Source organism: Sphingobium sp. B2, from assembly GCF_007693735.1.
Taxonomy (GTDB): domain Bacteria; phylum Pseudomonadota; class Alphaproteobacteria; order Sphingomonadales; family Sphingomonadaceae; genus Sphingobium; species Sphingobium xenophagum.
Window position 1 is genome coordinate 2,682,164 of record NZ_VDBZ01000001.1, and the last position, 25,529, is coordinate 2,707,692.

Genomic DNA, 25,529 nt, shown 5'->3' on the forward strand with positions numbered 1-25,529 from the left:
ATTTTGGGGTTATTCGGCTCATACGGGCGCCAGAACGAGATTCAGGAAAGACAAGGGATCAGGATCATGAAGATTTCTCACCGCATCATCGGCGCGGCAGGCCTGGCCGCAATGCTGGCCACCACCGCCTGCACGACCGATCCCAACACAGGTCAGCGCACCATTTCCAAGGCTGCGATCGGCGGCATCGGCGGCGCGCTGGGCGGCTATCTGCTGGGCGATCTGGTCGGCGGGCGCAATGACCGGACCGAAAAGATTCTGGGCGCTGGCATTGGCGCCATCGCGGGCGCGGGCGTGGGCGCCTATATGGACGCCCAGGAACGCAAGCTGCGCGAAGAAACCGCCGGCACGGGCGTCGACGTGATTCGCGACGGCGACAATCTGCTGCTGCGCATGCCCTCCGGCATCACCTTCGGCTATGACCGCGCCGATGTGCAGCCCCAGTTCCAGCCAACGCTCAACGACGTCGCGAGCGTGCTGGCGCAATATCCCAAAACCTATATCGACGTGCTCGGCCATACCGACAGCGACGGGTCGGACGCCTATAACCAGACCCTGTCGGAACGGCGCGCCCGCTCCGTCGCCGACTATCTGATCGGTCGCGGCGTCCAGTCCGCCCGCATCGGCACGCGCGGCTATGGCGAAACCCAGCCGATCGCGTCCAACGCCACCGAAGAGGGCAAGGCCGCCAACCGCCGCGTCGAAATCAAGATCGCACCCGTCACCGAAGCCGACGTGCGGGGTTAACAACTCATCCTCCCCTGCAAGGGGAGGGGGACCACGAAGTGGTGGAGGGGGCGTGCAATCAGGCGCCCCCCTCCGTCAGGCTTCGCCTGTTCAACAGAGGCATGTGACTCTGTTGAACTCCCCGCGCCGGGGAGGATTAAAAACTCGCCTTCAACCCGTCGATCACGAACTGCGCCGCCAGCGCGGCCAGCAGCACGCCCAGCAGCCGGGTGATCACCGCCTCTATCCTGTGGCCCAGCAGCGCCATCAGCGGCCCCGCCGCCAGCAATGCGCCCAGCATCAGCATCAGCGTCACGACGACAGCGCCCAGCACCACCATCCGCTCGCCCATGCCATCGGCGCGCGACATCAGCAGCATGACGGTAGCGATCGATCCCGGCCCGGCGATCATCGGCATCGCCATCGGAAATACCGACACATCCTCGACATGCCGCTCTTCGGCGCTGATCTTCTGCGCCCGGTCCTCGCGCCGCTGGGTGCGCTTTTCGAACACCATGTCCATCGCGATCATGAACAGCATGATGCCGCCCGCAATACGGAAACTGTCGAGCGCAATCCCCAGCACGCCCAGCAACTGCTTGCCCCATAGCGCGAACACCAGCAGGATTGCGGCGGCAATGCCGACGGCGCGGATCGCCATCGCCTTGCGCTGCGCCACCGTCGCGCCGCCGGTCAGGCTGGCATAGATGGGCGCGCAACCGGGCGGGTCGATCACCACGAACAGGGTGACGAAGGCGGAAATGAACAATTCGGTCATGATGCCGCCCCTACCCTGTCGTCGATCACAATATCATAGTCGCTGCCGTTCCACATCCGCACCGTGACGCGGCGGCCGCCATCGGGCGCAACCTGCGCCGACCAGAGCAGGCTCTCGTCGGGCGGGGGCAGCGGCGCGTCCTTTCCTGCGGCTGGCGGGCCATCCTGCGGCGGGCCTTCGCCGCGCGCGGGCCGCTTGCATGTCGCCACCTTGCCGCTCAGAAATTCCGGCGCCTCGCGCGCCTTGGCCAGCGTGTCGCCATGATCGGCGATCCACTTCCAGGCGCCCTTCTTGTCGCGCCGCCAGATGGTCGTGAAATAACCGACCGCGCCATCGGGCCGGGTCCAGTTGCCGGTGCTGGCGGCCAGATTGCCGTTGCAGGAGACATAGACGGCGGACGGCGACCATTTGACCGACGCGGGCGGATCGGCCCGCCCCTTCAGCCACGCCTTCGCCGACACCTGCTGCGGCACGAACATCACTGCATCATCGTCGGCGGTGGCGCGAAAGGCGGTCCACTGCCCCTTCTCCTGCGCCAGCCGGCTAAAGGCGATTTCTGCGGCGATCACGGAACTGGGATCGGGCTGAAAGCGCATCGGCGGTTTCGCCGCGACCAGCACCGCCGCGCCCAAAACCAGCAGCGGTGCCAGCAGCGTCGGGCGCACCCTCACAGCCCGTCGGGCTTCGCCAGCCCGGCGCGGGCATGGGCCGCGACCAGCGTATTGCGCAGCAGCACCGCGATCGTCATCGGCCCGACCCCGCCCGGCACCGGCGTAATCGCGCGGACATGGGCCAGCGCCTCGGCCGTCGCGACATCGCCCACGATCCGGCTCTTGCCATCCTCGGTATCGGCCACCCGGTTGATGCCCACGTCGATCACCGTCGCGCCGGGCTTGATCCATTCGCCCTTGACCATTTCGGCCCGCCCCACGGCAGCGACGACGATGTCGGCGCGATGGACGATGCTCGCAATGTCGCGGGTGCGGCTATGGGCGATTGTCACGGTGCAACTTTCCGCCAGCAGCAATTGCGCCATCGGCTTGCCGACAATGTTCGACCGGCCCACCACCACGGCTTCCAGGCCGCTCAGGTCGCCCAGTTCGTCTTTCAGCAGCATGATGCAGCCCAGCGGCGTGCAGGGGACCAGCGCCTCCTGCCCCGTCGCCAGCTTGCCGGCATTGACGACATGGAACCCGTCGACATCCTTGGCCGGGTCGATCGCGGCCAGAACGGCGCTCTCGTCGATATGATCGGGCAGCGGCAACTGGACCAATATGCCATCGACCCGCTCGTCATGGTTCAGCTCCTCGATCAGGTCGAGCAGATCGTCCGCGCCGATGCTGGCCGGGCGCTTGAACTCATAGCTTTCCATGCCGGTGGCGACCGTCATCTTGCCCTTGTTGCGCACATAGACCGCGCTGGCCGGGTCCTCGCCCACCAGCACCACGGCCAGGCCCGGCTTGCGCCCCGCCTGCGCGGCGAAAGCGCTCACGCCCTCCGCCACCTTGTCGCGCAGCCCCGCCGCAAAAGCCTTGCCGTCGATGATCTTGCCGATGGTCATGTCACGTCAACCTGTTCTTCTATGATGGCGATCAGGCGCGGCTGTGCGCCGCCCCGGATACGCAGCCGCTTTAGCCGGTTGCTGTCCCCCGATTCCAGCGAAATCGCCCCCTTGGGCCAGTCGAGATATTTGCTGAGCAGGGCGACCAGCGCGTCGTTGGCCCGCCCTTTTTCCGGCACGGCGGTCACGCGGGCGGACATCCATTGCGCGCCCTTTTCATCCGTCCATATGCCGCCGATCGCGGCCTTCGATGCGCCGGGGGTCAGCCGGACGGCCAGGATCAGGTCGTCGCCCGTCTGGCTCCAGACCGTCACACCAGCCCGAACAGCGGCGGCAACACAGCCTGGCGGATGATCAGGATCGCCAGCAGCACGACCATCGGCGAAAGGTCCAGAGCGCCCAGATCGGGCATGACCTTGCGAATGGGATTGTAGATGGGCGCAGTCATCCGGTCGAGCGCGGTCATGACGGTCCGGACGAAATCACTGCCCATATTCACGATGTTGAACGCGATCAGCCAGCTCATGACGGCCTGAATGATGATGATCCACCACAGCACGTCGAGCAGGATGACGATGATCTGATAAAGCGCGTAGGCCATGAGGTCTCCGAAAAATATTGCCTCTCTCTACCCCGTCCGATGGCCGGGGGACAAGCATCGCCGCACGCTTTCCGAAAGCTTTTTCGTGGCTGGCATGGGCATCACAGGCACATAGGGGATCGGGCCGAACCGGCGCATGATCGCATCGGCGCGATGCTGACCGGGCGTTCGCCGCGCCGGGAAAGGTCCGATCAGGCGGTCGGCATCGTTCCCGGCCGGATAGTGGGGAACAGGTGCGCGACATAGTCCGCCTTGCCCAGGTCCACCCCATTGGCCCGCAGGATCGCATAGGCCGTCATCAGGTGAAAATAAAATTGGGGCAGCGCCCAGTCGCGCGCATATTGCTCGGCGGTCAGATCCAAAATCATCCCGTTGGGCAGCGCATGGGCAATCATCGTGCCAGCAGCAGCATCCAGCGCGTCGGGGGCCAGCCCCTCCAGCAAGGTCAGGGTTTGCGCGATCCGGCCCTTGGCATCCGCGATCGAACCGGGATGCTCCGCCCCATTGCGCCCCTCATCGCGCAACGCGCCCAGCGAATCCGGAAAATCCTCTCCCTTCAGTCGACACATCGCTTCCTGCGCCTGCACACAGGCGAAGCGAATCTGCGTCGACAGGGGGAACATGTCGGGCGCCAGACGCGCGGACAGCAGTGCATCGCCGGTGGAACCATCCGCCTTTTCCAGCCAGGTGGACAGACGATTGAGCATCTGCACAAAGGTCGGGACTAGAAGATTGGTCAGCGACATGGATCGGCTCTCCGGACAGGGGGCAGGCGACGGCTTATTTGCGGATCAGCGTGCCCGCACCGCGCTTGGTGAAGATTTCCAGCAGCATGGCATGCGGCACCCGCCCGTCCAGAATGACCGCGGCGTCCACCCCGCCCTCGACCGCCTTGACGCAGGTTTCCAGCTTCGGGATCATGCCGCCGCTGATCGTGCCATCCTGTTGCAGCACCTCGATCGCGGCGGGATCAAGATCGGTCAGCAGATTCTTGTTCTTGTCCAGCACGCCCGCCACGTCGGTCAGCAGGAAGAAGCGCGACGCGCCCAGTTCTGCGGCGATCGCGCCCGCCATCGTGTCGGCGTTGACATTATAGGTATCGCCATCCGCGCCGATGCCAACCGGCGCGACGACCGGAATGATCCCGTCCTGCGTCAGCGTATCCAGAATACGCCGGTCGACCTTTACCGGATCGCCGACAAAGCCAAGGTCCACATTGCGCTCGATCCCCGAATTGGGGTCCGCCTCGCGCTTGCCCAGCACCTTTTCGCAGACGACCAGCCCGCCATCCTTGCCGGAAATGCCGACCGCCCGGCCACCAGCGCCCGCAATCCAGCCGACGATTTCCTTGTTGATGGAACCGGCCAGCACCATTTCGGCGATCTTGGCGGTTTCCGCGTCCGTCACGCGCAGCCCGCCGATAAATTCCGATTCGACGCCCAGCTTCTTGAGCATCGCGCCGATCTGCGGCCCCCCGCCATGGACGACGACGACATTGATGCCGACCGCCTTCATCAGCACGACATCCTCGGCAAAATCGCGCGCCGCTTCCGGGTCGCCCATCGCATGGCCGCCATATTTCACGACGAAGGTCTTGCCCGCATAGCGCTGCATATAGGGCAGCGCCTCGACGAGGGTTTCAGCCTTGGCGAGCAGCGCCGGGACGGGATCATGCGAACTGGTCATGCGCGGGCGCATAGGGGCAAAGCGGGCGAGGAGCAAGAAGCGACGCGCGCCCGCCCGCCTCACACGCCAACCGGCATCATTCGACGCCGTCAAAGCTATCGAAGCCAGACCCCCAAAGCCGCGCAACACCGCGTTTACAATTCGATTAGTTAGCTAACTAATCCATTTTTGCCATTATCGTGCATATGTTCGGCTTACTGTCGCACATTGCCGGGGTCGACTGCCGCCGCCCTCAGCGGTCCAGCCGCCGCCCCAGCGCGACCAGCAGATAAATGACCGGCGGCACCAGCAATGCGGACAGCACGACCTTGGCCAGCATCTGGCCCAGCAGCAGCTCGCCGATCGGAAAGACGCCGTAAAAGGCGATCGTCACGAACAGCAGCGTGTCGGCGATCTGCGACAGGATGCTCGCCACCGCCGCGCGCAGCCACAGCAGGCGGCCACCCTCCCGCCCCTTGAGCATCGCGAACAGGGTCACGTTCAATGTCTGCGACACGCCATAGGCGATGATGCCGCCCGCCCAGATGCGCGGCGTGCCGCCCATCATCATGGCAAAGGCTTGGGCGCGGGCCGGGTCCATATCTCCCGCAGCGGGAGCCGCCAGGACCAGGACCGACAGCAGGATAGAGGCGATCAGCGGCAGGAAGCCGATCTGCACCAGCCGGTTGGCCACCGCGCGACCGTGAAGTTCGGCCACTGCGCTGGAAATCGTCACCAGCAGCAGGAAGGCGAAGATGCCTGCCTCCACCGCCAGCGGACCCAGCCCCAATGCTGGCCCGATCGCCGACACCGGCCCCAGCGTCACCTGCTTGTTGCCCAGCACGCCCGCAATGCAGACCATGCCGCCATAAAAGATCGAAAAGCCAAAGAGCGATCGGCTGAGCGGCGCGGGAGAAGATGTCATCGCCGGGGCTTAGCCAAGATTACGCGGCAGGGGAAGGTGGGCAGTGCGGGTGTGTTGCTCGGTCCGTCATCCCCGCGTCCACTGGCATGACGAACCTGTTGAAGTCCCTACCCCTCACCCCGCACCAGCCGATATTTCACGCCCAGCGTCTGCGCCAGATGCCGCAACCGCCGTTCCACCACTTCGCCGCCCAGCGCCACATCGTCGCTGTCCAGTTCCAGCAGCAGCAGCCCGTCCCGCAACGTCAGCCGCGTATGGGTCAGTGGCCGCTCGACCCCGCCGGACAGGCGCTGCGCGAGTCGGATCGCCAGCCCCCACAGCATCGCCCGGCGCAGCGCCTCGGCACTGGCGAGCCGTTCCAGCCCCGGCGCGATCGCCGTGCCACCGCCAAAATGGCTGAACAACGCCTGCCCCAGCATCGCCCGCTCCGCCGCGGTGATACCCACCCAATTGCTGTGCAGCGCAATCTCCATGCCCCGTTCGGCGCGGAAATCGGGATTGGCGCGCCAACCGACATCGGCCAGCAGGCAGGCAGCGCGGCGGATACGGCGCGCGGCGGGCGCATCATCGGCGAACAGGGGCGCGATCCAGCGCTCGATCCGGTCGCCATGGCCGCGAAACCGCGATTGCGCCTCCCCCTCCGCTTCGGCTGCGACCAGCAGCGGATCATGCGCCCGAATTTCGGGCGGCAGCCCTTCGAACAGCAACCCCTCGCGCAGGCCATAGGCGGACACGACCAGACGGCTCGACCGCAACTGGCGCACGACCACCGACAGCAACGCCGCCGCATCGCCCAGCGTCGGCACGCGCGACCCGCTCATGCCCGGAATTTCCTTCAACCGCGCGCGATCGACATGGGACACGATACGGATCAGTTGCTCGGCGCGGGTCGCGGGCATTTCATATTGATGCACCACCGGCAGCGGAAACTGGGTCAGCTGCATGTCGAACCGCGCCAGCGCCCGCCACGACCCGCCGACCAGATAGAATGGCAGGTCAGGCGCCTGCTGCCACCCCGCATCGGCCAGCATCTTGGCCACCTGCCGTTCCAGCAATCTTGGCCCCTTGGCGCGGATTTGCGGCAGGCGCAGTACGCCCAGCGGCAGGGATATGGTGTCATGCACCTGCCCGTCCCTGATCCGCGCCAGTTCCAGACTGCCGCCGCCCAGATCGCCGACTATGCCGTCCGCATGCGGAATGCCCGACAGCACGCCCATCGCCGCGCCGACTGCTTCCTGCCGGCCCGACAGCAATTCCACCGTCAGCCCCATGGCGGCAGCGCGGGCGATGAATTCCGGCCCGTTGGTCGCGTCCCGCACCGCCGCGGTCGCCACGCAGCGAATATCGGCAACCTTCATCTGTCGGCACAGATGGGCAAAGCGTTCGGCCGCGCGCAGCCCGCGCTCCATCGGTTCCGGCTCGATCTGTCCGGTCCGCGCCAGCGCCGCGCCCAGCCCCGCCATCACCTTTTCGTTGAACAGGATGAACGGGATGCGGCGCGGCCCGTCATACACCACCAGACGCACACTGTTGGAACCAATGTCGATGATCGCGGTGCGACCCGTCGTCGGTTGCGCCGACATCGTCATCGTATGCGCCGCTTCGCGGACCCGGCTGAGCATGGAATTCATCAGGCTCAGGTCCGCCCGCGCAGGCGCAATGTCGGCACCGCTTCATTGTCCAGCGCCGCGCCGCGCCCCGACAGGGACGGGTTCGTCATGAAATAGCGGTGCAGGTTGAACGGCTTGTCGCCCGGATCGAGCCTGGTGTAATGCCCCGTGCTGTCGAGCGTCCAGCTTTGTTCGCTGTCGATCAGATTGGCGACCATCACCTGGTCCAAAATCTGATCATGCACGGTCGGATTTTCGATCGGGGCCAGGAATTCGACGCGCCGGTCGAAGTTGCGCGGCATCCAGTCAGCCGAACTGATATAGACTTTGGCACCGTTATTGGGCAGCGCCTTGCCATTGCCGAACACGGCGATGCGGCTATGTTCCAGAAAACGGCCGACCACCGACTTGACCCGGATATGCTCCGACATGCCCGGCACGCCGGGGCGCAGGCAGCAAATGCCCCGCACGATCAGGTCTATCTGCACCCCGGCATTGCTGGCGGCATAGAGTTTTTCGATCAGCGCCGGGTCGACCAGGCTGTTCATCTTGGCCCAGATGGTGCCGGGGCGACCGGCGCGGACATGGTCGATCTCGGCATCCACCATCGCGCACAGATGATCGCGCAGGCTGCGCGGGGACATGACCAGCTTTTCCAGCCCCTGCGGCTCAACATAGCCGGTGATATAGTTGAACAGCGCGGCGGCATCCCGGCTGAAGGCCGGATCGGCGGTGAAGAAGCTCAGATCGGTATAGATGCGGGCCGTGACCGGATGATAATTGCCGGTGCCAAAATGGCAGTAGCTGCGAAACTGATCCCCCTCGCGCCGGATCACCATCGACACTTTGGCGTGGGTTTTCCAGTCGATGAAGCCATAGACGACCTGCACGCCGGCCCGCTCCAGCGCGTCGGCCCACATCAGGTTCTGCTCTTCGTCGAACCGCGCCTTCAATTCGACCACGGCGGTCACGGACTTGCCCGCCTCCGCCGCGTCGATCAGCGCGCGGATGATCGCGGACTGTTTGCCCGCGCGATAGAGCGTCTGCTTGATCGCCACCACATCGGGATCGACCGCTGCCTGCTTCAGAAACGCGACGACGACGTCGAACGCCTCATAGGGATGGTGGACGACAATATCCTTGGCCCGGATCGCGGCGAAACAGTCGCCGCCATATTCGCGGATGCGTTCGGGAAAGCGCGGCGCATAGGGTTCGAATTTCAGGTCTGGCCGATCCTCCTCGACGACGCCGGACAGGTCGCCGATGCCGATGAACCCCTCCACCTCGACCACTACGGCCTCATGGCCCTGAAGCATGTCCTGCAACATCTCCTCGACCGGTTCGGGGATGCGCTCTTCTATCTCCATCCGGATGACGCGGCCCCGGCGGCGGCGCTTGATCGCGCTGCGATAGTGGCGGACCAGATCCTCGGCCTCTTCCTCGATCTCGATGTCGCTGTCGCGGATGATGCGGAACACGCCGCTGTTGCGCACCATATATCCGGGGAACAGATCCACCGAAAAACGCCGCACCACCGCCTCCAGCGCCATGTAACGCGCCGGTTCGCCGGGAATGCGGACAAAGCGTGCAAGCGACGCGGGGATCATCACCAGTTCACGGATCGGCTGCTTGTCCGACAGGCGTTGCAGGTCGAAGACGATCGACAAGCCCTGATTGGGGATGAAGGGAAAGGGATGGGCCGGGTCCAGCGCCTGCGGCGTCAGGATCGGGAAAATCTGGTTCAGGAAATGGTCCCGCAGCCAGGCTTCGCTCAGCGGATCGATCGGACTGGTAGGGCCGACCACTTCGATCCCCACCTGCGCCAGCTCGCCATGGACGACGCCCCACACCTTCTGCTGTGCCTGCATCAGCCGGTCGGTTTCCGCCGCAATGGCCGTCAATTGCTGCCCCGCGGTCAGCCCGTCGGCCGAACACATGTCCACATCCTGCAATTGCTGCCCCTTGAGGCCCGCGACCCGAACGGAGAAGAATTCGTCCAGATTGGCGCCGGAAATCGACAGGAAGCGCAACCGCTCCAGCAGCGGATGGGCGCGGTTCATCGCCTCTTCCAGCACGCGCTGGTTGAACGCCAGCCAGGACAGCTCACGGTTGAAATAGCGACCCATCGGCTGGGTCAGGCTGGTCGCGGGATCGGCTTCGGCCACTGGGATCACTCGCACGGATCGAGGGAAGGGTCGGGCGCTACTATAGGCAGATAGCCAGCGCCTTGCAGGCAGTCTTTTGCCATTGAGATGGAAATCTTACGGCCAGATGACAAAGCCGTCTGGTCGAGCAGCCGCGTAACCGCCGCGATTGCGCCATAGCTGCGCTCGATCCGGCGCAACAGCCAGTCGGGCAGGTCGGCGGCGAAGCGTGCCCCCGCCGCGCCCAACTGGCGCTCGATCAGCGCGCGCGCCAGCGCCTCGTCCGGTTCGGCGATCGCGACATGGGGCGCAGCGGCCAGCCGCGATCGCAGGTCGGGCAGCGCCACGGTCCAGCTGGCGGGGGGCGCATGGCCGATCATCAGCAATGGCTGGCGGCTCGTCTGCGCCTCGTTCCAGGCATGGAACAGCGCATGTTCGTCCTTTCCCTGCGCATCGTCGATCACACTGCCACCGCTCATCTGCGCGAAATGGCGCGCCAGCGTCGATCGGCCCGACAGGGGCGGCCCGGTCAGCACGCTCACCGACAGCGGCCAGTCGCGCCAGCGTTCCAGATGGGCGACCGCCTGGGCATTGGCGTCGCTGACCAGAAAATCTCCGCCGCTGGCCGCGCCTTGCCAGTCGAAAGGCAGGCTGATCTGGCTCATTGCTGTGATGGTGGCGTCGGCTGCGGCGCCTGCCTGCGCACGATGCGCAGGGTCGTGCCTGATACGCTGACGGTATAGCCGCGCGCCTGCAACCCGTTGCGCAGCATATCCACCGTGCCGTCAAAGCTGACCTGCATGACCGACGTGCCGCCCAGCGCCAGGCTGCTGGTCGATGCCGACCGCACGCCGGGGATCGCCCGCACCGCCGATTCGCCCGCGCTGATCGACCCGACATCGGGCGTGTCGAACTGGATCGCGAAACTGCTGGTGCCGCTCGTGCTGGCCGCCGTCGGCAGATCGTCCGTCTCGATCACCGTATCCGTCGCATTCTCGATCGCCAGCGCGTCAGGATCGACCGGCTCCTCGATGATCAGCGACGGGTCGGGGCGCAGGCGGCCATCATTGAGTGCGCGAATATACATTTCATCGATCCGCCGCGCGCCCTCGTCCAGCATCTGCGCGACGCCGCTGGCATTGGACGCGCGCAGCGTCACGCTGCCGATCAGGCTGTTGTCCGGGCCATAGCGCGCGGTGAAGGTGCCGGTCACCGGGCCGCCGGGATAGGCGCGGTCCAGCCGCGCGATCGGGATCACCACGTCGGCCGCGCCATATTGGTCGAGCAGCACCCGCCACCACAGGCGTCCGCGCCGCCCGGTCTGTCCGGCCGTCAGCAATATCGGGTCCGCGACCGACCCGGCCACGCGCACATAGTCGATCGCGCTGTCGCCGGTGCGATACCGCGCCCAGGCCTTCTGCCATTCATTGGTGCGTTCATAGGACACCGCAGATCCGCCATCCCACAGAACCGGTATCACCAGCAGCGGCGGCGACCGCATGACATTCCCCGACACGCCCAGCAATTGCCCGGTGCGTGCCCGGTCGAACAATATGCCCAATGTCGCGACATAACGGGTCGGTCCGGCCTGCTCGAAATCAATCTCTATGCCCGAAACCATCGCCTCGATCTGCGAATCGGACAGGGCCGGCGCGCCGCCGCCGCCATGGGTGCGCGTCCACAGCATCCGCCACGCCTGCCGCTGCGCCATCCGCCACCCGGCATAGCGGGCGCTGTCTGCATCCTTGGCGACGACATCGACCTTGACGCCGCGCACCTCGAAATCGCCGCCACTGGCGATCGGCGGGACGCCCCGCTCCCCCTCCATCTGCGCAAACAGCGCTGCGGCAATCAGGCCGATGGCGATGGCGAGGAGGATCTGGACCGGGCGCGACACGGCGCGCAGCAGCGCGCCGGGCTGGAACGGCAGGCGATTAAGGGTCTGGCTCAGGCTCACGAGCGCCTTTTGGCGGGATTTGCCCAGGATGCCAAGCGCCAACCTTCACTATGCCCCACCCCCTACCGTTCGGGCTGAGCGAAGTCGAAGCCCTCTGCTGAACGCAGTGAAGCACCCCGCTACGCTCGGTAAAGCCCTTCGACGTCGCTCAGGGCGAACGGATGTGCAATGATGCCGCCAAGATCGACGGTTCCGTTTTGCCCGCCTTTGCTCTAGGGCGCTCCCCCATGAGTGAGAACGAATCCTACAGCTACGCCAAGGCTGGCGTCGACATCGCCGCGGGCAACGCCCTCGTCCGCGCCATCGCGCCGCTGGCCAAGGCGACCCGCCGCCCTGGCGCAGACGCCGAACTTGGCGGATTTGGCGGCTTTTTCGACCTGAAGGCCGCAGGCTATGACGATCCGCTGCTGGTCGCGGCCAATGACGGCGTCGGCACCAAATTGAAGCTTGCGATCGACCATGATCGCCATGATGGCGTGGGCATCGACCTGGTCGCCATGTGCGCCAACGACCTGATCGTCCAGGGGGCCGAGCCGCTTTTCTTCCTCGACTATTATGCCACCGGCAAGCTGGAGAGCGGCGTCGCCGAACGTGTCATCGCCGGGATAGCCGAGGGGTGCCGGATCGCCGGTTGCGCGCTGATTGGCGGCGAAACCGCCGAAATGCCCGGCATGTACGGGCCGGGCGACTATGATCTGGCCGGTTTCTGCGTCGGCGCGGTCGAACGGCAGAAGGCGCTGACCGGCAATCGGGTCAAGGTCGGCGACGTGCTGTTGGGCCTGGCATCCTCCGGCGTCCATTCCAACGGTTTCTCGCTGGTCCGCCGCCTTGCCGCCGACAAGGGCTGGAAGCTCGACCGCCCCGCCATTTTCGATCAGGATATTTTGCTGATCGACGCGCTGATGGCGCCCACCAAAATCTATGTGAAAAGCCTGCTGCCTCTGGTCCGCGCCGGGATGATCAATGCGCTGGCCCACATCACCGGCGGCGGACTGCTGGAAAATATCCCGCGCGTCCTGCCCGACGGCTGCCATGCGATGGTCGATGCCGACGCATGGGACCAGCCGCGCCTGATGGCCTTCCTCCAGGCGCAGGGCCACATCGAACCGGGCGAAATGGCGCGGACCTTCAACTGCGGCATCGGCATGGTGCTGAGCGTCGAAGAAGACCATGTCGCAGGCGTCACCACCGCGCTCGAAGCTGCGGGCGAAACCGTCCATCGCATCGGCGAAGTGCAGGCGGGCGAGAAGGGCTGCACCGTGCGCGGCTCGGTCGAGACATGGAGCGGCAAGGCCGACTGGCGCGCCACGCATCTGGGCTAAAATCACCCCCTCCGTTCGTTTCGAGCGAAGTCGAGAAACGGTCGCGCCAGGGTTCTCGACTTCGCTCGAACCGAACGGATGTTGTTATGCAAAAGGCAAAAGTCGGCGTCCTGATCTCCGGTCGCGGGTCCAACATGGCGGCGCTGCTCTATGCGGCCAAGGCGGAAAGCTGCCCCTATGAGATCGTACTGGTCGCCGCCAACGATCCCGATGCCGCTGGCCTGACGCTGGCCGCAGCGGAGGGCATCCCCACCTTCGGCCAAAGCCATAAAGGCCATAAGCGCGCCGAATTCGACCGGATCATTGACGCAAAGCTGCGCGCGGCGGGCGCGCAATATGTGGCGCTGGCGGGCTATATGCGCCTGTTGTCGCCCGAATTCGTGTCGGGTTGGGAAGGCCGGATGCTCAACATCCACCCCAGCCTGCTGCCCAAATATAAGGGGCTGGACACCCACCAGCGCGCCATCGACGCGGGCGACAGCCATGCCGGTTGCTCGGTCCATATCGTCACCGCCGAACTGGACGATGGCCCGGTGCTGGGCCAGACCGCCGTGGCGATCCTGCCCGGCGACACCGCCGACAGCCTGGCCGCCCGCATCCTCATCGCCGAACATCAGCTCTATTCTCGCACGCTGGCCGATTTCGTCACCCGCGAACGCCAGCCCGACTGGCTGCTCAACAAGGTCCGCGAAAGCGCGCTGGCCCTGCCGCAGGCGGACGAGATTGTTTCGCACGGCATGCCCTGCTTCGGCATCGTCAAGGGCAAGAAATTCGCCTATTTCACGCGCGACCATCATGGCGACGGCATCATTGCCCTGCTGGTCAAAACCACAGCGCCCGAAGAACAGGCCAGCCTGATCGAAGCCGACCCGGCCCGCTATTACCGCCCCGCCTATTTCGGCAATGAATGGGTCGGCATCCGGCTGGACCTTGGCGACACGGACTGGGACCATGTGGCGCAACGGCTGCGCGAAAGCTGGCGTCAGGTCGCTCCGCGCAAGTTGCTTGGCCTGATGGACATTGCGGACGAATTCTGACCCCTTCCCTTTGCCCGGCCGGATCACCATAGAGTGGAGCCATGACCGAAACGCCCGCATCCGCCCCAGAGGCCGCCATCGAGATCAGCAATCTCACCAAAATCTACAAGGGCGGCAAGCGCGCGCTCGACGGCATGAACCTGTCGATCCCGCGCGGCCAGATTTACGGTCTGCTCGGCCCCAATGGCGCAGGCAAATCGACGACGATCAATATCCTTGCGGGCATGGTCAACAAGACGTCGGGCACAGCGCGCATCTGGGGCTTCGATACGGACGTCAATCCGCGCAACGCGAAAAACTCCATCGGCATCGTGCCGCAGGAAATCGTGTTCGACCCCTTCTTCACGCCCTTCGAGACGCTGGAAAATCAGGCCGGCTATTATGGCGTGCCCAAGGGTCAGCGCCGATCGATGGAATTGCTGCGCGCCGTCCATCTGGAGGACAAGGCGCACGCCTATGCCCGCACATTGTCGGGCGGCATGAAGCGCCGCCTGCTGGTGGCCAAGGCGATGGTCCATTCCCCCCCGATCCTGGTGCTCGATGAGCCGACCGCGGGCGTCGACGTGCAATTGCGCCAGCAACTCTGGGCCTATGTGCGCGAACTCAACGCGCTGGGCGTCACCATCGTCTTGACGACCCATTATCTGGAAGAGGCCGAGGAACTGTGCGACCGCATCGGCATCATCAACCATGGCCGCCTGATCGCCGACAAGCCGACCCGCGAACTGGTCGACATGGCGCAGGAAAAGGTGGTGCAGGTGACCGTGGACCGCGACATTACGACCCCGCCCGACGCCCCCTGTTTCGAGAAGGTCGAACGATCGGGCGACCGCACGCTGACCATCACCTACCTCAAGGACCGCGCCAATGCGGGTCAGGTGCTCAGCGCCGTGCAGGCCAGCGGCCTGGCGATCGTCGACGTCGTGACGCGCGACCCGGATCTGGAGGATGTGTTCCTCAATCTGACGGCGGCGGCGTGAGGGTGGGCTGTTCCAGTCTCCGCTCGGGCTGAGCTTGTCGAAGCCCTCGCCTGAGCGTAGCGAAGGCAAAACCTCACTCCGTTCGGCCCCGACCTTCGACTTCGCTCAGGACGAACGGAAAAAGAGTATCTAGGACGACGATGCCCACAACCACCCACGACGTCATCATCATCGGCTCCGGCGCTGCGGGGCTGACGGCCGCCATCAACCTCGCGCAGGATCGCAAGGTGCTGGTGCTGGCCAAGGGCGCGCTGGACGGCGGGTCGACCAACTGGGCGCAGGGCGGCATCGCCGCCGTACTCGACGCCGGTGACAGTTTCGAGGCGCATGTCGAAGATACGATGGTCGCGGGCGCTGGCCTCAATGATCGCGCTACGGTCGAGTTTGTCGTGTCCGAAGCGCCTGCCGCGATCGAGCGCCTCGCCAAACTCGGCGTTCCGTTCAACGCAGGTGAGGATTTCGGCGATCGCTGGCACCTGACGCGCGAGGGCGGGCACAGCCATCGCCGCATCGTCCATGTCGATGATGCCACCGGCCATGCGGTGCAGGTCGCCCTGCTGAAGGCCGCCCGCGCCAATCCCAACATCACCCTGATCGACGATCTGATCGCGATCGACCTCATCACCTCCCGCCATGGCGAGCGCTATTCAGGCGATGGCCATGTCTGGGGCGTCTATGCCTTCAACAAGAAGACCAAGCATGTCGATGCGCTGCTGGGCAAGGCGACGATCCTGTGCACCGGGGGCGCGGGCCGCACCTATCTTTTCTCCACTGCCCCGCGCGGCGCCACCGGCGACGGCATCGCCATGGCCTGGCGTGCGGGTTGCCGCGTGTCGAACATGGAAATGAACCAGTTCCACCCGACCTGCCTCTATAATCTGGAGGTCAAGAATTTCCTGATCACCGAAGCGGTGCGCGGTGAAGGCGGGCATCTGAAACTGCCGCCCGGCGTGCCGGGCGGCGGCGAGCGCTTCATGCCGCGCTTCGACCCGCGCGAGGAACTGGCCCCGCGTGACGTGGTGGCCCGCGCCATCGACCATGAAATCAAGCGGCTGGGCCTCGATTATGTCCATCTCGACATCAGCCACAAGCCACCGGAGTTTGTGCGGCACCATTTCCCGACCATCTATGCCCGGCTGCTGGACCTGGACATCGACATTACCAAGGAGCCGATTCCGGTCGTCCCCGCGCAACATTATACCTGCGGCGGCGTGGTGATCGACCTGGATGGCCGGACCGACCTGCCGGGTCTCTATGCCGCCGGCGAAGTGACCGAAAGCGGCCTCCACGGGGCCAATCGCCTGGCGTCCAACTCGCTGCTTGAATGTTTCGTGTTCGGCGAAGCCGCCGCCAAACATATCCGCCATCACTGGGACGAATTGCCCGCCCCGCCGCCCATCCGGCCATGGGACGAAAGCCGCGTGACCAACAGCGACGAAGAAGTCATCGTCCAGCATAACTGGAAAGAGATTCGTCGCTTCATGTGGGATTATGTCGGCATCGTCCGCACCACCAAGCGGCTGGAGCGCGCCCAGCACCGCGTCGCCCTGCTGGCGCAGGAGGTCGATGATTATTACGGCAATTTCCGCGTCACCCCGGACCTGATCGAATTACGCAACCTGCTGGAAGTCGCCCGGCTGGTCGTGCGCTCCGCACTCCATCGCAAGGAAAGCCGGGGACTGCACTATACCCTCGATTATCCCGACATGCTGGAAAAGGCGGTCGACACGGTGCTGACGCCGTAAAAAAATGGCGCGGTCGCCGGGTCGGCGCCGCGCCTCAAGGTGGAGGAGGGAGACGCTGAAAGCGCATCCGATTTCCGCCCTACCCCTGTCGCTCGCACCACGCTTTGACGCCTATCAAATATCCTTGAGGAAAGCACCGAGCGCGGCCTGAAAGCGTGCGGGCTGATCTGCCATCACCATATGGCCGCTGGGGCCAATGGCGCGCAGCACGGCATCCTTCTTGGGGGCATAGGCGCTGCGGAACCGGCTGGTGATGACCGCTGCCTGCTCCCGGTCCGCGCCGACCGCATAGACTATCTCAAGCGGGATAGAAAGGCGCGCGAGTTGCGGGCCAAGATCGATATTCGCCAGATCGCGCAGGGCGTTGGCGATGACTTCGGGATCGCTGCCCCTGGCGCCGGGCGCCTGGCCGACAATCTGCGCCAGATAGCGCCTCCCCGCGACTGTCCCGGTCAGATAGCCGCCAAGCTGGTCCGCGAGAAAGCCAAGGCCGCTGGCAGTGCCGCCGACCATCGCCGCCCCGGCTGGCAGCATGTCGACCACCATTGCCCGGCCAGCCACGCCCTTCAGCCCCACCATCATCGCCAGTGTGCCGCCCATCGAATGACCCACGATCGCCGGGCGCTTGAGGCCAGAGACCGTGATGTAGCGGGCAATTTCGTCGGCCAGCGGCTGAACCCGCGGGCCGCTGGCATTGGCATCCGCCGCCAACCCTGCAAAGCCGCGCACCTGAACCAGATGGAAGCGATAGCCTGGCATCGCGCCCAGCACCCCGTTCCAGATGCCCGGACCACTGGCAAGGCCGGGGATCAGCAGCACGTCCCGCCCAGCGCCCCGTACCGTCACCGCGATCCGGCGCGAGGTAAAGGGCGCGGCCTGCGCCGTACCGCCCCACATCAGGCCGCTCGCCGCGAGCATCCCCCCGAGCAGCGCCCGCCTGTCCATGCCTTTGTCCATCATGCCGCCCTATTGCCGCTGCGCCGCTTAACCGCAACTGAGCGGAAGCGGTTTCGTGCCGGTTCCCCGTTAAGCCTCCTTACATCGCATTTGTGGAATCATTCGTCGCATCGGCCTTGCCCGCCAACCGGGCGGCTGACCCTAAATGGCACTTGCAGAGTGCGGGGAATGGAATGAGATCGAATGATAGCCGGGGCGGTTCTGCGCGCCTGGTCCTGTTGATGGCGGCGCTGTCCGCCTGCGTAAGCGCCCCCGAACCGCGCCCGGCGCAGGCTGCCCCCGCCGCGCCCAAGGGCGTGCAGCCCACGACCAACACCTGGCCGATCCGCAAGGTCGCCAACCCGCCCTTGCCCTACAGGGACATCGACCAGACAGAAACGCCCTCCCCCGCGCTGGTCAGCGTCGTGCGCAATCTGGGGCAAAGTTTCCGGGGCAAGGTGGGCATCGCCGTTCGCAGGATCGGCGCGGACTGGACCGTGGCATGGAATGGCAATGCGCTGTTCCCGCAGCAGAGCGTGTCCAAACTTTGGGTCGCGATGACGTTCCTGGACGCTGTCGACCGGGGCAAGCTGCGCCTGGCGGACACCACGACCATCACCCGCAACGACCTGACCCTGTTTCACCAGCCGACCGCCGCGATGGTCGGGACCAAAGGCTGGACCACCAGCTATTCCGACCTGATGCGCCGGGCCATGACGCAAAGCGACAACACCGCCAACGACACGCTGCTGCGCGCGGTCGGCGGGCCGGACGCCGTGCGTGGCTTTCTGGCGCGGCGGATGATCAAGGACATCCGCTTTGGTCCGGGCGAAAGGCTGCTGCAATCGGCGACGGCGGGGCTCGACTGGCGGCAGGATTATGCGATCGGCCGCAACTTCTACACTGCCCGCGCAAGGGTGCCGATGGCCGCGCGGGTGAAGGCGCTGGACAATTACCTCGCCAGCCCGCCCGATGGGGCGGCGCCCGCCGCGATCGTCCAGGCGCTGGCAAGGCTGAAACAGGGCGATATGCTATCGTCCGCATCTTCCCGCCTGCTGCTGTCGATCATGTCGGAAGCCAAGACCGGGCCGCAGCGGATCAAGGGCGGGGTGCCGCCGGGCTGGTCCTATCTGCACAAGACCGGAACCGGCCAGGATCTGCCGCCACGCTCCACCGGATATAATGATGTCGGCATCATGACTGCGCCTGATGGCACCAGCTACGCGGTCGCCGTGATGATCGGCAGCACCACCGTTTCCATCCCGGAACGCTGGGCGCTGATGCAGGCTGTGGCAAAGGCCGTCGCGGCGAACCACGAGCCGAAATGAGATAAGGGCGCGCGCCGGTGACGCGGGGTTTGATCGATCGGGTCCGGTCGCCGGGCTTTCTGTCGACCTGACGACTGGAGGGAGGATGCGTAACCCGCTATCCCCCTTCCCCATGACCCAGAATCACCTCTATCTCGTCGATGGCAGCGGCTATATTTTTCGCGCCTATCATCAGCTCCCGCCGCTCACCAACCAGCATGGCCAGCCGGTCGGCGCTGTCTATGGCTATACGACGATGCTGTGGAAACTGGCGGAGGAACTGGGCAAGGCGGAAGGGCCAACGCATATGGCGGTGATCCTGGACAAGGGGTCGCACACCTTCCGCAACGATATGTATGACCAGTATAAGGCGAACCGCCCGCCCGCGCCCGAAGACCTGGTCCCGCAATTCCCGATGATTCGGGACGCGACCCGCGCCTTCTCCCTCCCCTGTATCGAGGAGGCGGGATATGAAGCGGACGACCTGATCGCCAGCTATACCAGGGCGGCGATTGCGGCGGGATGGCATGTCACCATCGTGAGTTCAGATAAGGATCTGATGCAGCTGATCCAGCCGGGCGTCGACATGTATGACACGATGAAGAATGAACGGCGCGGGGCCGATTATGTCGTCGGCAAATTCGGCGTACAGCCCGACCAGCTGGGCGACGTGCTCGCGCTGATGGGCGACAGCGTGGACAATGTGCCGGGTGTGCCGGGCATCGGTCCCAAGACCGCGGCCAAGCTAATCGTCGAATATGGCGGGCTGGAAGCGGCGCTGGAGGCAGCGCCGACGATGAAGAAGTCCAAGATGCAGGAAAATCTGATCGCCCATGCCGAAATGGCGCGCCTGTCGCGGCGGCTGGTGGCGCTGCATGACAGTATGGATCTGCCCGAACCGTTGGAGGATCTGGCGCTCAAGGGTATTCCCAAGGAGCCGTTGCAGGATTTCCTGACGCATCACGGCTTCAAAACGCTGCTCAACCGGCTGGGCGCCCCAGCCGCCGCCGTCGCGGTGGCCGCGGTCTCCTCCGGCGTGCCGGAACCCGTCGCCACCCCGGTCGCGCCGCCGGAACCGGCGATCGACCGCAGCCTGTATGAAACCGTCGTCAGCGAAGAAGCGCTCGACCGCTGGATCGCACAGGCGACGGCGGAAGGGATCGTCGCGGTCGACACTGAAACCGACATGCTCGATTGCGTGTCCTGCCAGCTGGTGGGGGTGAGCCTGGCGACCGGCCCCAACAAGGCCTGCTACATCCCGATCGGCCATGGCGGGCGCGACATGTTTGCCGAAAAGCCGGAGCAATTGCCGCTGGCGACCGTGCTGGCGAAGCTCAAACCGCTGCTGGAGGATGATGCAGTCCTGAAAGTGGGGCAGAATCTGAAATATGACATGACCGTGCTGCGGCGGCACGACATCGCCGTCACGCCGTTCGACGACACGATCGTCATGAGCTTCGACCTGGATGCCGGTCAAAGCCTGTCGGGCCACGGCATGGATGAGGCCGCACGCACGCACCTCAATCATGAGTGTATCAGCTTCAAGGAGGTCGTCGGCACCGGCAAGAGCCAGATCAGCTTTGCAGAAGTGCCGCTGGACAAGGCGACCGCCTATGCCGCCGAGGATGCGGACGTGACGCTGCGCCTGTGGAAGCTGTTCAAGACGCGGGTAGCCAATGAAGGCGCAAACCGCGTCTATGAACTGGTCGACCGTCCGCTGGTGCCGGTGATCGCGCGGATGGAACATCGCGGGATCAAGGTGGACCGCGAACATCTGGCGCGGCTGTCTGGCGAATTTACCGCTGGCATCGCCGCGCTGGAGACGGAGATACACGAACTGGCCGGGCAACCCTTCGCGATCGGATCGACCCAGCAACTGGGCGCGATCCTGTTCGACAAGATGGGCTATAAGGGCGGCAAGAAGGGCAAGTCCGGTGCCTATTCCACCGACGTCACCATCCTTGAGCAACTGGCCGCGCAAGGCGCGCCGATCGCCAGCAAAATATTGGAATGGCGTCAGCTTTCCAAACTCAAATCCACCTATACCGACGCGCTGCAAGCCCAGATCAACAAGGATACAGGCCGGGTCCACACCAGTTACTCGCTGACCGGGGCGCAGACAGGACGGCTTTCCTCGACCGATCCCAACCTGCAAAATATTCCGATCCGCACCGAAGTCGGGCGGCAGATCCGCCACGCCTTTGTCGCGGAACCAGGCAATGTCATATTGGCGGCGGACTATAGCCAGATCGAGCTGCGGCTGGCCGCGCATATGGCTGATGTGCCTGCGCTGAAAGAGGCGTTCGCGGCGGGAGAGGATATTCACGCGGCGACCGCCAAGGAGCTGTTTGGCGAGGTCAACCGCGACACGCGCGGGCGGGCCAAGACGATCAATTTCGCGATCCTCTATGGCATTTCCCGCTGGGGACTGGCCGGGCGGCTGGAGATCAGCGCGGACGAGGCGCAGGAGATGATCGCCAAATATTATGAGCGCTTCCCCGGCATCAGCATCTATATCAACGAAACGATCGAGAAGGCGCGGGAACGCGGCTATACCGAAACATTGTTCGGGCGAAAGACCTGGTTCCCGCGCATCCGCGCATCGATCCAGCACGAACGGCAGGGCGCCGAGCGCGCCGCGATCAACGCACCGATCCAGGGGACCAGCGCCGACATCATCAAGCGGGCGATGGCGCGCATGGAACCGGCGCTGGAGGCAGCGGGGCTGCCGGGCGTCAGGATGCTGCTGCAAGTGCATGACGAACTGGTGTTCGAACTGCCGGAGGGCGATGTGGACGCCGCCAGCGCCGTGATCCGCCGCGTCATGGAAAGCGCCGCCGAGCCGATCGTAAAACTGAGCGTGCCGTTGGGCGTGGAAATCGGCACGGGGCCAAGTTGGGGCGCCGCGCATTGAGCTTTTCAAGATCAAGCAAGCCGATGGGACCCAAAAAATAGCCGCGCTACTTACGCTCTTTGCTGTTTCGCAACAGCCCCGCCATATACGGGCTGGCCCGGCGCGGTGATAGCAATGTTCTCGTGTTTTACAGCGGCAGTAGTAATCGCGCGCTGGTGAAGCGTGTCAAAATTTCCGTCATTCCCGCGAAAGCGGGAACCCATCTCCCGATCCGCGACTGGCGTGAGTTGGATCCCCGCCTTCGCGGGGATGACGGGTATGGGTGTATGAAAACGGCCGGCCCAGCAGGACCGGCCTTTCCATCAATCGAACAGCTCTTCCAGAAAGCTCTTCTTGCGCTTTTTCGGGTAGCCCCGCCCGTCGTCGCGATAATCGCGGTCCGGGCGGTAGCTGGGTTGCGCGAAGGGCGCTGGCCGGGCGGGCGCAGCCGTGTCGGACATGGCCCGGTCGATAATCTTGTCCAGTTCGCCCCGGTCCAGCCACACGCCCCGGCATTGCGGGCAATAGTCGATTTCGACCCCCTGCCGGTCCGTCATCGCCAATCCGACGTGACAGACCGGGCAGAGCATGGCCGATACGGCCGCTTGGTCCCGCATCCGCTTACTCCCGCTCGCCGGTCAGGCTGAGGAGCATCTGGAACAGGTTGACGAAGTTCAGGTACAGCGACAGCGCGCCCATGACCTGCATCTTCGCCGCCATTTCATGGCCGGCATAGGCGAAATATTCCGACTTGATCCGCTGCGTATCCCAGGCTGTCAGGCCCGTGAAGATCACCACGCCCAGGATCGAGATGACCATCGCCATCGCCGACGATCCGATGAAGATGTTGATTAGGCTGGCGACGATGATGCCAATGAGGCCCATGATCAGAAAGCTGCCCATCTTCGTCAGGTCACGCTGCGTGGTATATCCCCACAGCGACATGGCCAGGAACATGACGGCGGCCGAGAAAAAGGCCTGCGCGATGCTGCCCCCGGTGAACACCAGGAAGACGCTGGCCAGCGACACGCCCATCACGGCGGAGAAGGCCCAAAAGGCCATGCGTGCGCCGGATGTCGTCATCTTTTCGATGCGGAAGCTGAAGAAAAAGACAAAGGCCAGCGGCGCGAAGATCGCCACCCATTTGAGCGGCGTGCCGAAGATGGCAGCGGCCAGCACCGGCGTATTGCCGATGAACGCCGCGACCAGGCCGGTAATCACCAGACCCAGGCCCATATTGCGGAAAACGCCCAGCATGTGCGCGCGCAGCCCGGCGTCGGTCTGCGCCGTGCGGCTCGCACCATAGCCCGGCATACGAACGGGATTATTCACGTAAGGTCACTCCATCCATCAAGATATGGTTCGAGTGGCCCGGTGCGGTCTCCTGCGGCATATGAGGGGGGAATTGCCGCAAAACCTGCACCGGGCGCACCCGATGCGGTCCGACATCACGGCTGGACCAGGGGGGAGAAGTCCAGCGCGTCAGAGGGGCCCGGCCCGCACCAACCATATTGGCGGAGGAACGCGCCGGTACAAGAGCCAGAGGCCGGCGCAACATTTTATTACAAATTCTCGGTTCTTCCCCCGCGCGGCGAGGATTTCTTCTTATTGACCCATGCGCCGCTTCGCGTCATCGCTCTGCGCCATGTCCGACGACCAGCATATCGCCGCGCCCTTGCGCCTGTTCAACAGCTGTCTCTTATACACATCTAGATGTGTATAAGAGACAGGCTCTGCGCCATGTCCGACGATCAGCATATCGCAGCGCCCTGGCGCCTGTTCAACAGCCTGACCCGCCCGATCGAGCCGTTCGCGCCGATCGAGGACAATCATGCGCGCGTCTATAGCTGCGGACCGACCGTCTATAATTATGCGCATCTGGGCAATTTGCGCGCCTATGTCTTTACCGACACTTTGCGGCGGACGCTGCTGTGGAAGGGGCTGTCGGTCACCCATATCATCAACATCACCGATGTCGGCCATCTAACCAGCGACGCGGACGCGGGCGATGACAAGATGGAGGCGGCGGCCCGCGCCAGCGCCAAGAGCATCTGGGACATTGCCGCCCACTACACGCAGGCTTTCAAGCAGAATATCGCCGACCTCAACATCATCGCGCCCAGCGAATGGACCGTCGCGACCGACTATGTGCCGCAGATGATCGCATTTGCCGAGCGGATCGCGCCAGCACATTGCTATGAACTGGACAGCGGCCTCTATTTCGACAGCGCGACCGTGCCTGATTATGGCGCGCTGGCAGGCGGGCGGGACGATGCCGCCCATGCCCGGATCGACCCGGTCGCAGGCAAGCGCAACCCGTCCGACTTTGCGATCTGGCGCAAGTCGCCGCCCGGCGAACAGCGGCAGATGGAATGGGACAGTCCGTGGGGCAAGGGCGCGCCGGGCTGGCATCTGGAATGTTCAGTGATGAGCCAGGCGCGCCTTGGCCATCCGTTCGACATCCATACCGGCGGCATCGACCATCGCGAAATCCATCATCCCAATGAAATTGCCCAGAATCAGGCCTTTCACGCCTGCTGCGGTCCGGATGTCGGCGCGGCCGAAGCGGGCTTCACCGGCGCGCGCTGGTGGATGCACAATAATTTCCTGGTCGATCGCAGCGGCAAGATGAGCAAGTCGAAGGGCGGTTTCACCACGCTCTTTTCGCTGATCGACGCGGGCGTGCATCCGCTGGCCTATCGCCTGCTGTGCCTGGGCGCGCATTATCGCAGCGAACTGGAATTCAGCGCGGAAGGGGTCGGTGCGGCTCTGACCCGGTTGAAGCGGCTGGTCATGGGCGTCGAGGGATTGAAAGCCCGCGCCGAAGGGGTGACGTGGCAATCGCCCCGGCTCGACTATTTGCGCGCCAACATGCATCCCAAACTCGCGCCCCTGCTGGAGCAGTTTGACGCCGCGATTAGCGATGACCTGATGACGCCGCGCGCGCTGCCTTTGCTGGAAGAGGCGATTGCGCTCAAGAAAGTGCCGGTGGATGAGAAACTCTGCCTGATCGCAGCCTTCGACGCGGCGCTGGGTCTTAACCTCATGACCCTCACCCGCGCCGACCTGCGGCTCCAGCCCAAGGATGCGCAGATCGCGCCGGAAGAGATTGAAGCGGAACTGGAACGCCGTGCCGCTGCGCGCGCCGACAAGGATTTCGCCCTGTCGGACGAGATACGCGACGCCCTGATCGCGCGCGGGGTCGATGTCATGGATGGCGATCCGCTGCGCTGGGACTGGCGCCTGACCCTGGCATGATCGTCCGGCCCGAACGCTTGTAACTTGACGCCAAAGCCCCCGCGCCCGCAAAGGATGCCGTAGGGGCAGAGTCAGGGGACAGGC

General features: G+C 64.7%; 24 protein-coding genes. 8 read left to right on the forward strand and 16 right to left on the reverse strand.

Going from position 1 to position 25,529, the window contains the following annotated elements; all coding sequences use genetic code 11:
• The first annotated feature begins 66 nt into the window (after positions 1 to 66).
• Positions 67 to 747 carry an OmpA family protein gene (locus tag FE851_RS13175; RefSeq protein ID WP_017183834.1) on the forward strand — a complete coding sequence of 227 codons (681 nt, stop codon included), beginning with the start codon at positions 67 to 69 and terminating at the stop codon, positions 745 to 747.
• A 136-nt stretch (positions 748 to 883) separates the two neighbouring features.
• Here the strand turns inward: FE851_RS13175 and FE851_RS13180 are convergent, their stop codons facing one another.
• From FE851_RS13180 to FE851_RS13235, 12 genes are all read right to left on the reverse strand, one after another.
• Positions 884 to 1,504: a MarC family protein gene (locus FE851_RS13180; RefSeq protein ID WP_017183833.1), complete on the reverse strand. Its 621-nt coding sequence runs from the start codon at positions 1,502 to 1,504 to the stop codon at positions 884 to 886.
• Entirely contained in the window at positions 1,501 to 2,175 is a 675-nt protein-coding gene (locus FE851_RS13185) for a hypothetical protein (RefSeq protein ID WP_145203044.1), read from the reverse strand. Before FE851_RS13185 ends, FE851_RS13180 begins: the two co-directional genes overlap by 4 nt.
• Positions 2,172 to 3,065, reverse strand: a complete 894-nt coding sequence (gene folD / locus FE851_RS13190) for a bifunctional methylenetetrahydrofolate dehydrogenase/methenyltetrahydrofolate cyclohydrolase FolD (RefSeq protein WP_017183831.1) — start codon at positions 3,063 to 3,065, stop codon at positions 2,172 to 2,174. The genes FE851_RS13185 and folD overlap by 4 nt, the downstream gene beginning before the upstream one ends.
• A complete protein-coding gene (locus tag FE851_RS13195; protein ID WP_145203047.1) occupies positions 3,062 to 3,379 on the reverse strand; it encodes a DUF167 domain-containing protein in 318 nt (105 codons plus the stop codon). Before FE851_RS13195 ends, folD begins: the two co-directional genes overlap by 4 nt.
• Positions 3,376 to 3,666, reverse strand: a complete 291-nt coding sequence (locus FE851_RS13200; protein WP_017183829.1) for a YggT family protein — start codon at positions 3,664 to 3,666, stop codon at positions 3,376 to 3,378. The genes FE851_RS13195 and FE851_RS13200 overlap by 4 nt, the downstream gene beginning before the upstream one ends.
• A gap of 191 nt (positions 3,667 to 3,857) precedes the next feature.
• On the reverse strand, positions 3,858 to 4,412 hold the full coding sequence (locus tag FE851_RS13205) for a DUF1993 family protein (protein WP_145203050.1): 555 nt from the start codon (positions 4,410 to 4,412) through the stop codon (positions 3,858 to 3,860).
• A 34-nt stretch (positions 4,413 to 4,446) separates the two neighbouring features.
• Positions 4,447 to 5,364, reverse strand: a complete 918-nt coding sequence (argB, locus tag FE851_RS13210) for an acetylglutamate kinase (protein WP_145204407.1) — start codon at positions 5,362 to 5,364, stop codon at positions 4,447 to 4,449.
• Positions 5,365 to 5,584: 220 nt separating this feature from the next.
• The gene (locus FE851_RS13215; protein WP_017183826.1) at positions 5,585 to 6,256 is read right to left on the reverse strand and encodes a queuosine precursor transporter; all 672 of its coding nucleotides are present in this window, start codon (positions 6,254 to 6,256) and stop codon (positions 5,585 to 5,587) included.
• A gap of 107 nt (positions 6,257 to 6,363) precedes the next feature.
• Complete coding sequence (locus FE851_RS13220) at positions 6,364 to 7,887, reverse strand: Ppx/GppA family phosphatase (protein WP_130751810.1); 1,524 nt, start codon at positions 7,885 to 7,887, stop codon at positions 6,364 to 6,366.
• Between the two features lie 5 nt (positions 7,888 to 7,892).
• Positions 7,893 to 10,031: an RNA degradosome polyphosphate kinase gene (locus tag FE851_RS13225; RefSeq protein ID WP_107123539.1), complete on the reverse strand. Its 2,139-nt coding sequence runs from the start codon at positions 10,029 to 10,031 to the stop codon at positions 7,893 to 7,895.
• 5 nt (positions 10,032 to 10,036) lie between these two features.
• Positions 10,037 to 10,675, reverse strand: a complete 639-nt coding sequence (locus tag FE851_RS13230; protein WP_145203053.1) for a chromosomal replication initiator DnaA — start codon at positions 10,673 to 10,675, stop codon at positions 10,037 to 10,039.
• Positions 10,672 to 11,967 (reverse strand): hypothetical protein, encoded by a 1,296-nt coding sequence (locus FE851_RS13235; RefSeq protein ID WP_026002522.1) that lies wholly within the window; start codon positions 11,965 to 11,967, stop codon positions 10,672 to 10,674. The genes FE851_RS13230 and FE851_RS13235 overlap by 4 nt, the downstream gene beginning before the upstream one ends.
• Positions 11,968 to 12,194: 227 nt before the next feature.
• Here FE851_RS13235 and purM point away from each other — a divergent pair, with 227 nt between their 5' ends.
• The 4 genes from purM to nadB all read left to right on the forward strand — a co-directional run bounded on the left by purM (position 12,195) and on the right by nadB (position 17,051).
• Positions 12,195 to 13,289, forward strand: coding sequence for a phosphoribosylformylglycinamidine cyclo-ligase (gene purM, locus FE851_RS13240; RefSeq protein WP_145203056.1), 1,095 nt, complete (start codon positions 12,195 to 12,197; stop codon positions 13,287 to 13,289).
• Positions 13,290 to 13,375: 86 nt separating this feature from the next.
• Positions 13,376 to 14,326, forward strand: coding sequence for a phosphoribosylglycinamide formyltransferase (gene purN / locus FE851_RS13245; protein ID WP_017183820.1), 951 nt, complete (start codon positions 13,376 to 13,378; stop codon positions 14,324 to 14,326).
• A 41-nt stretch (positions 14,327 to 14,367) separates the two neighbouring features.
• Positions 14,368 to 15,306, forward strand: a complete 939-nt coding sequence (locus FE851_RS13250; RefSeq protein WP_130751807.1) for an ABC transporter ATP-binding protein — start codon at positions 14,368 to 14,370, stop codon at positions 15,304 to 15,306.
• 140 nt (positions 15,307 to 15,446) lie between these two features.
• On the forward strand, positions 15,447 to 17,051 hold the full coding sequence (gene nadB / locus FE851_RS13255; RefSeq protein ID WP_145203059.1) for an L-aspartate oxidase: 1,605 nt from the start codon (positions 15,447 to 15,449) through the stop codon (positions 17,049 to 17,051).
• Between the two features lie 114 nt (positions 17,052 to 17,165).
• On the opposite strand, the gene FE851_RS13260 is transcribed toward nadB, so the two are convergent.
• Entirely contained in the window at positions 17,166 to 18,011 is an 846-nt protein-coding gene (locus tag FE851_RS13260; protein ID WP_145203062.1) for an alpha/beta fold hydrolase, read from the reverse strand.
• Positions 18,012 to 18,181: 170 nt separating this feature from the next.
• Between FE851_RS13260 and FE851_RS13265 the strand changes: the two genes are divergently transcribed.
• Positions 18,182 to 19,315 carry a serine hydrolase gene (locus tag FE851_RS13265; protein WP_145203065.1) on the forward strand — a complete coding sequence of 378 codons (1,134 nt, stop codon included), beginning with the start codon at positions 18,182 to 18,184 and terminating at the stop codon, positions 19,313 to 19,315.
• Positions 19,316 to 19,427: 112 nt separating this feature from the next.
• Complete coding sequence (gene polA / locus FE851_RS13270) at positions 19,428 to 22,208, forward strand: DNA polymerase I (protein WP_145204410.1); 2,781 nt, start codon at positions 19,428 to 19,430, stop codon at positions 22,206 to 22,208.
• Between the two features lie 302 nt (positions 22,209 to 22,510).
• Here polA and FE851_RS13275 read toward each other — a convergent pair whose 3' ends face one another.
• The 3 genes from FE851_RS13275 to FE851_RS26160 all read right to left on the reverse strand — a co-directional run bounded on the left by FE851_RS13275 (position 22,511) and on the right by FE851_RS26160 (position 23,945).
• Positions 22,511 to 22,804: a zf-TFIIB domain-containing protein gene (locus FE851_RS13275; RefSeq protein WP_019053110.1), complete on the reverse strand. Its 294-nt coding sequence runs from the start codon at positions 22,802 to 22,804 to the stop codon at positions 22,511 to 22,513.
• A 4-nt stretch (positions 22,805 to 22,808) separates the two neighbouring features.
• Entirely contained in the window at positions 22,809 to 23,501 is a 693-nt protein-coding gene (locus tag FE851_RS13280) for a Bax inhibitor-1/YccA family protein (protein WP_019053111.1), read from the reverse strand.
• A 291-nt stretch (positions 23,502 to 23,792) separates the two neighbouring features.
• The gene (locus FE851_RS26160; protein WP_186378816.1) at positions 23,793 to 23,945 is read right to left on the reverse strand and encodes a hypothetical protein; all 153 of its coding nucleotides are present in this window, start codon (positions 23,943 to 23,945) and stop codon (positions 23,793 to 23,795) included.
• Between FE851_RS26160 and FE851_RS13285 the strand changes: the two genes are divergently transcribed.
• Entirely contained in the window at positions 23,928 to 25,445 is a 1,518-nt protein-coding gene (locus tag FE851_RS13285; protein WP_145203068.1) for a cysteine--tRNA ligase, read from the forward strand. The two genes, FE851_RS26160 and FE851_RS13285, sit on opposite strands and share 18 nt — an antisense overlap.
• The last annotated feature ends 84 nt before the right edge of the window (positions 25,446 to 25,529 follow it).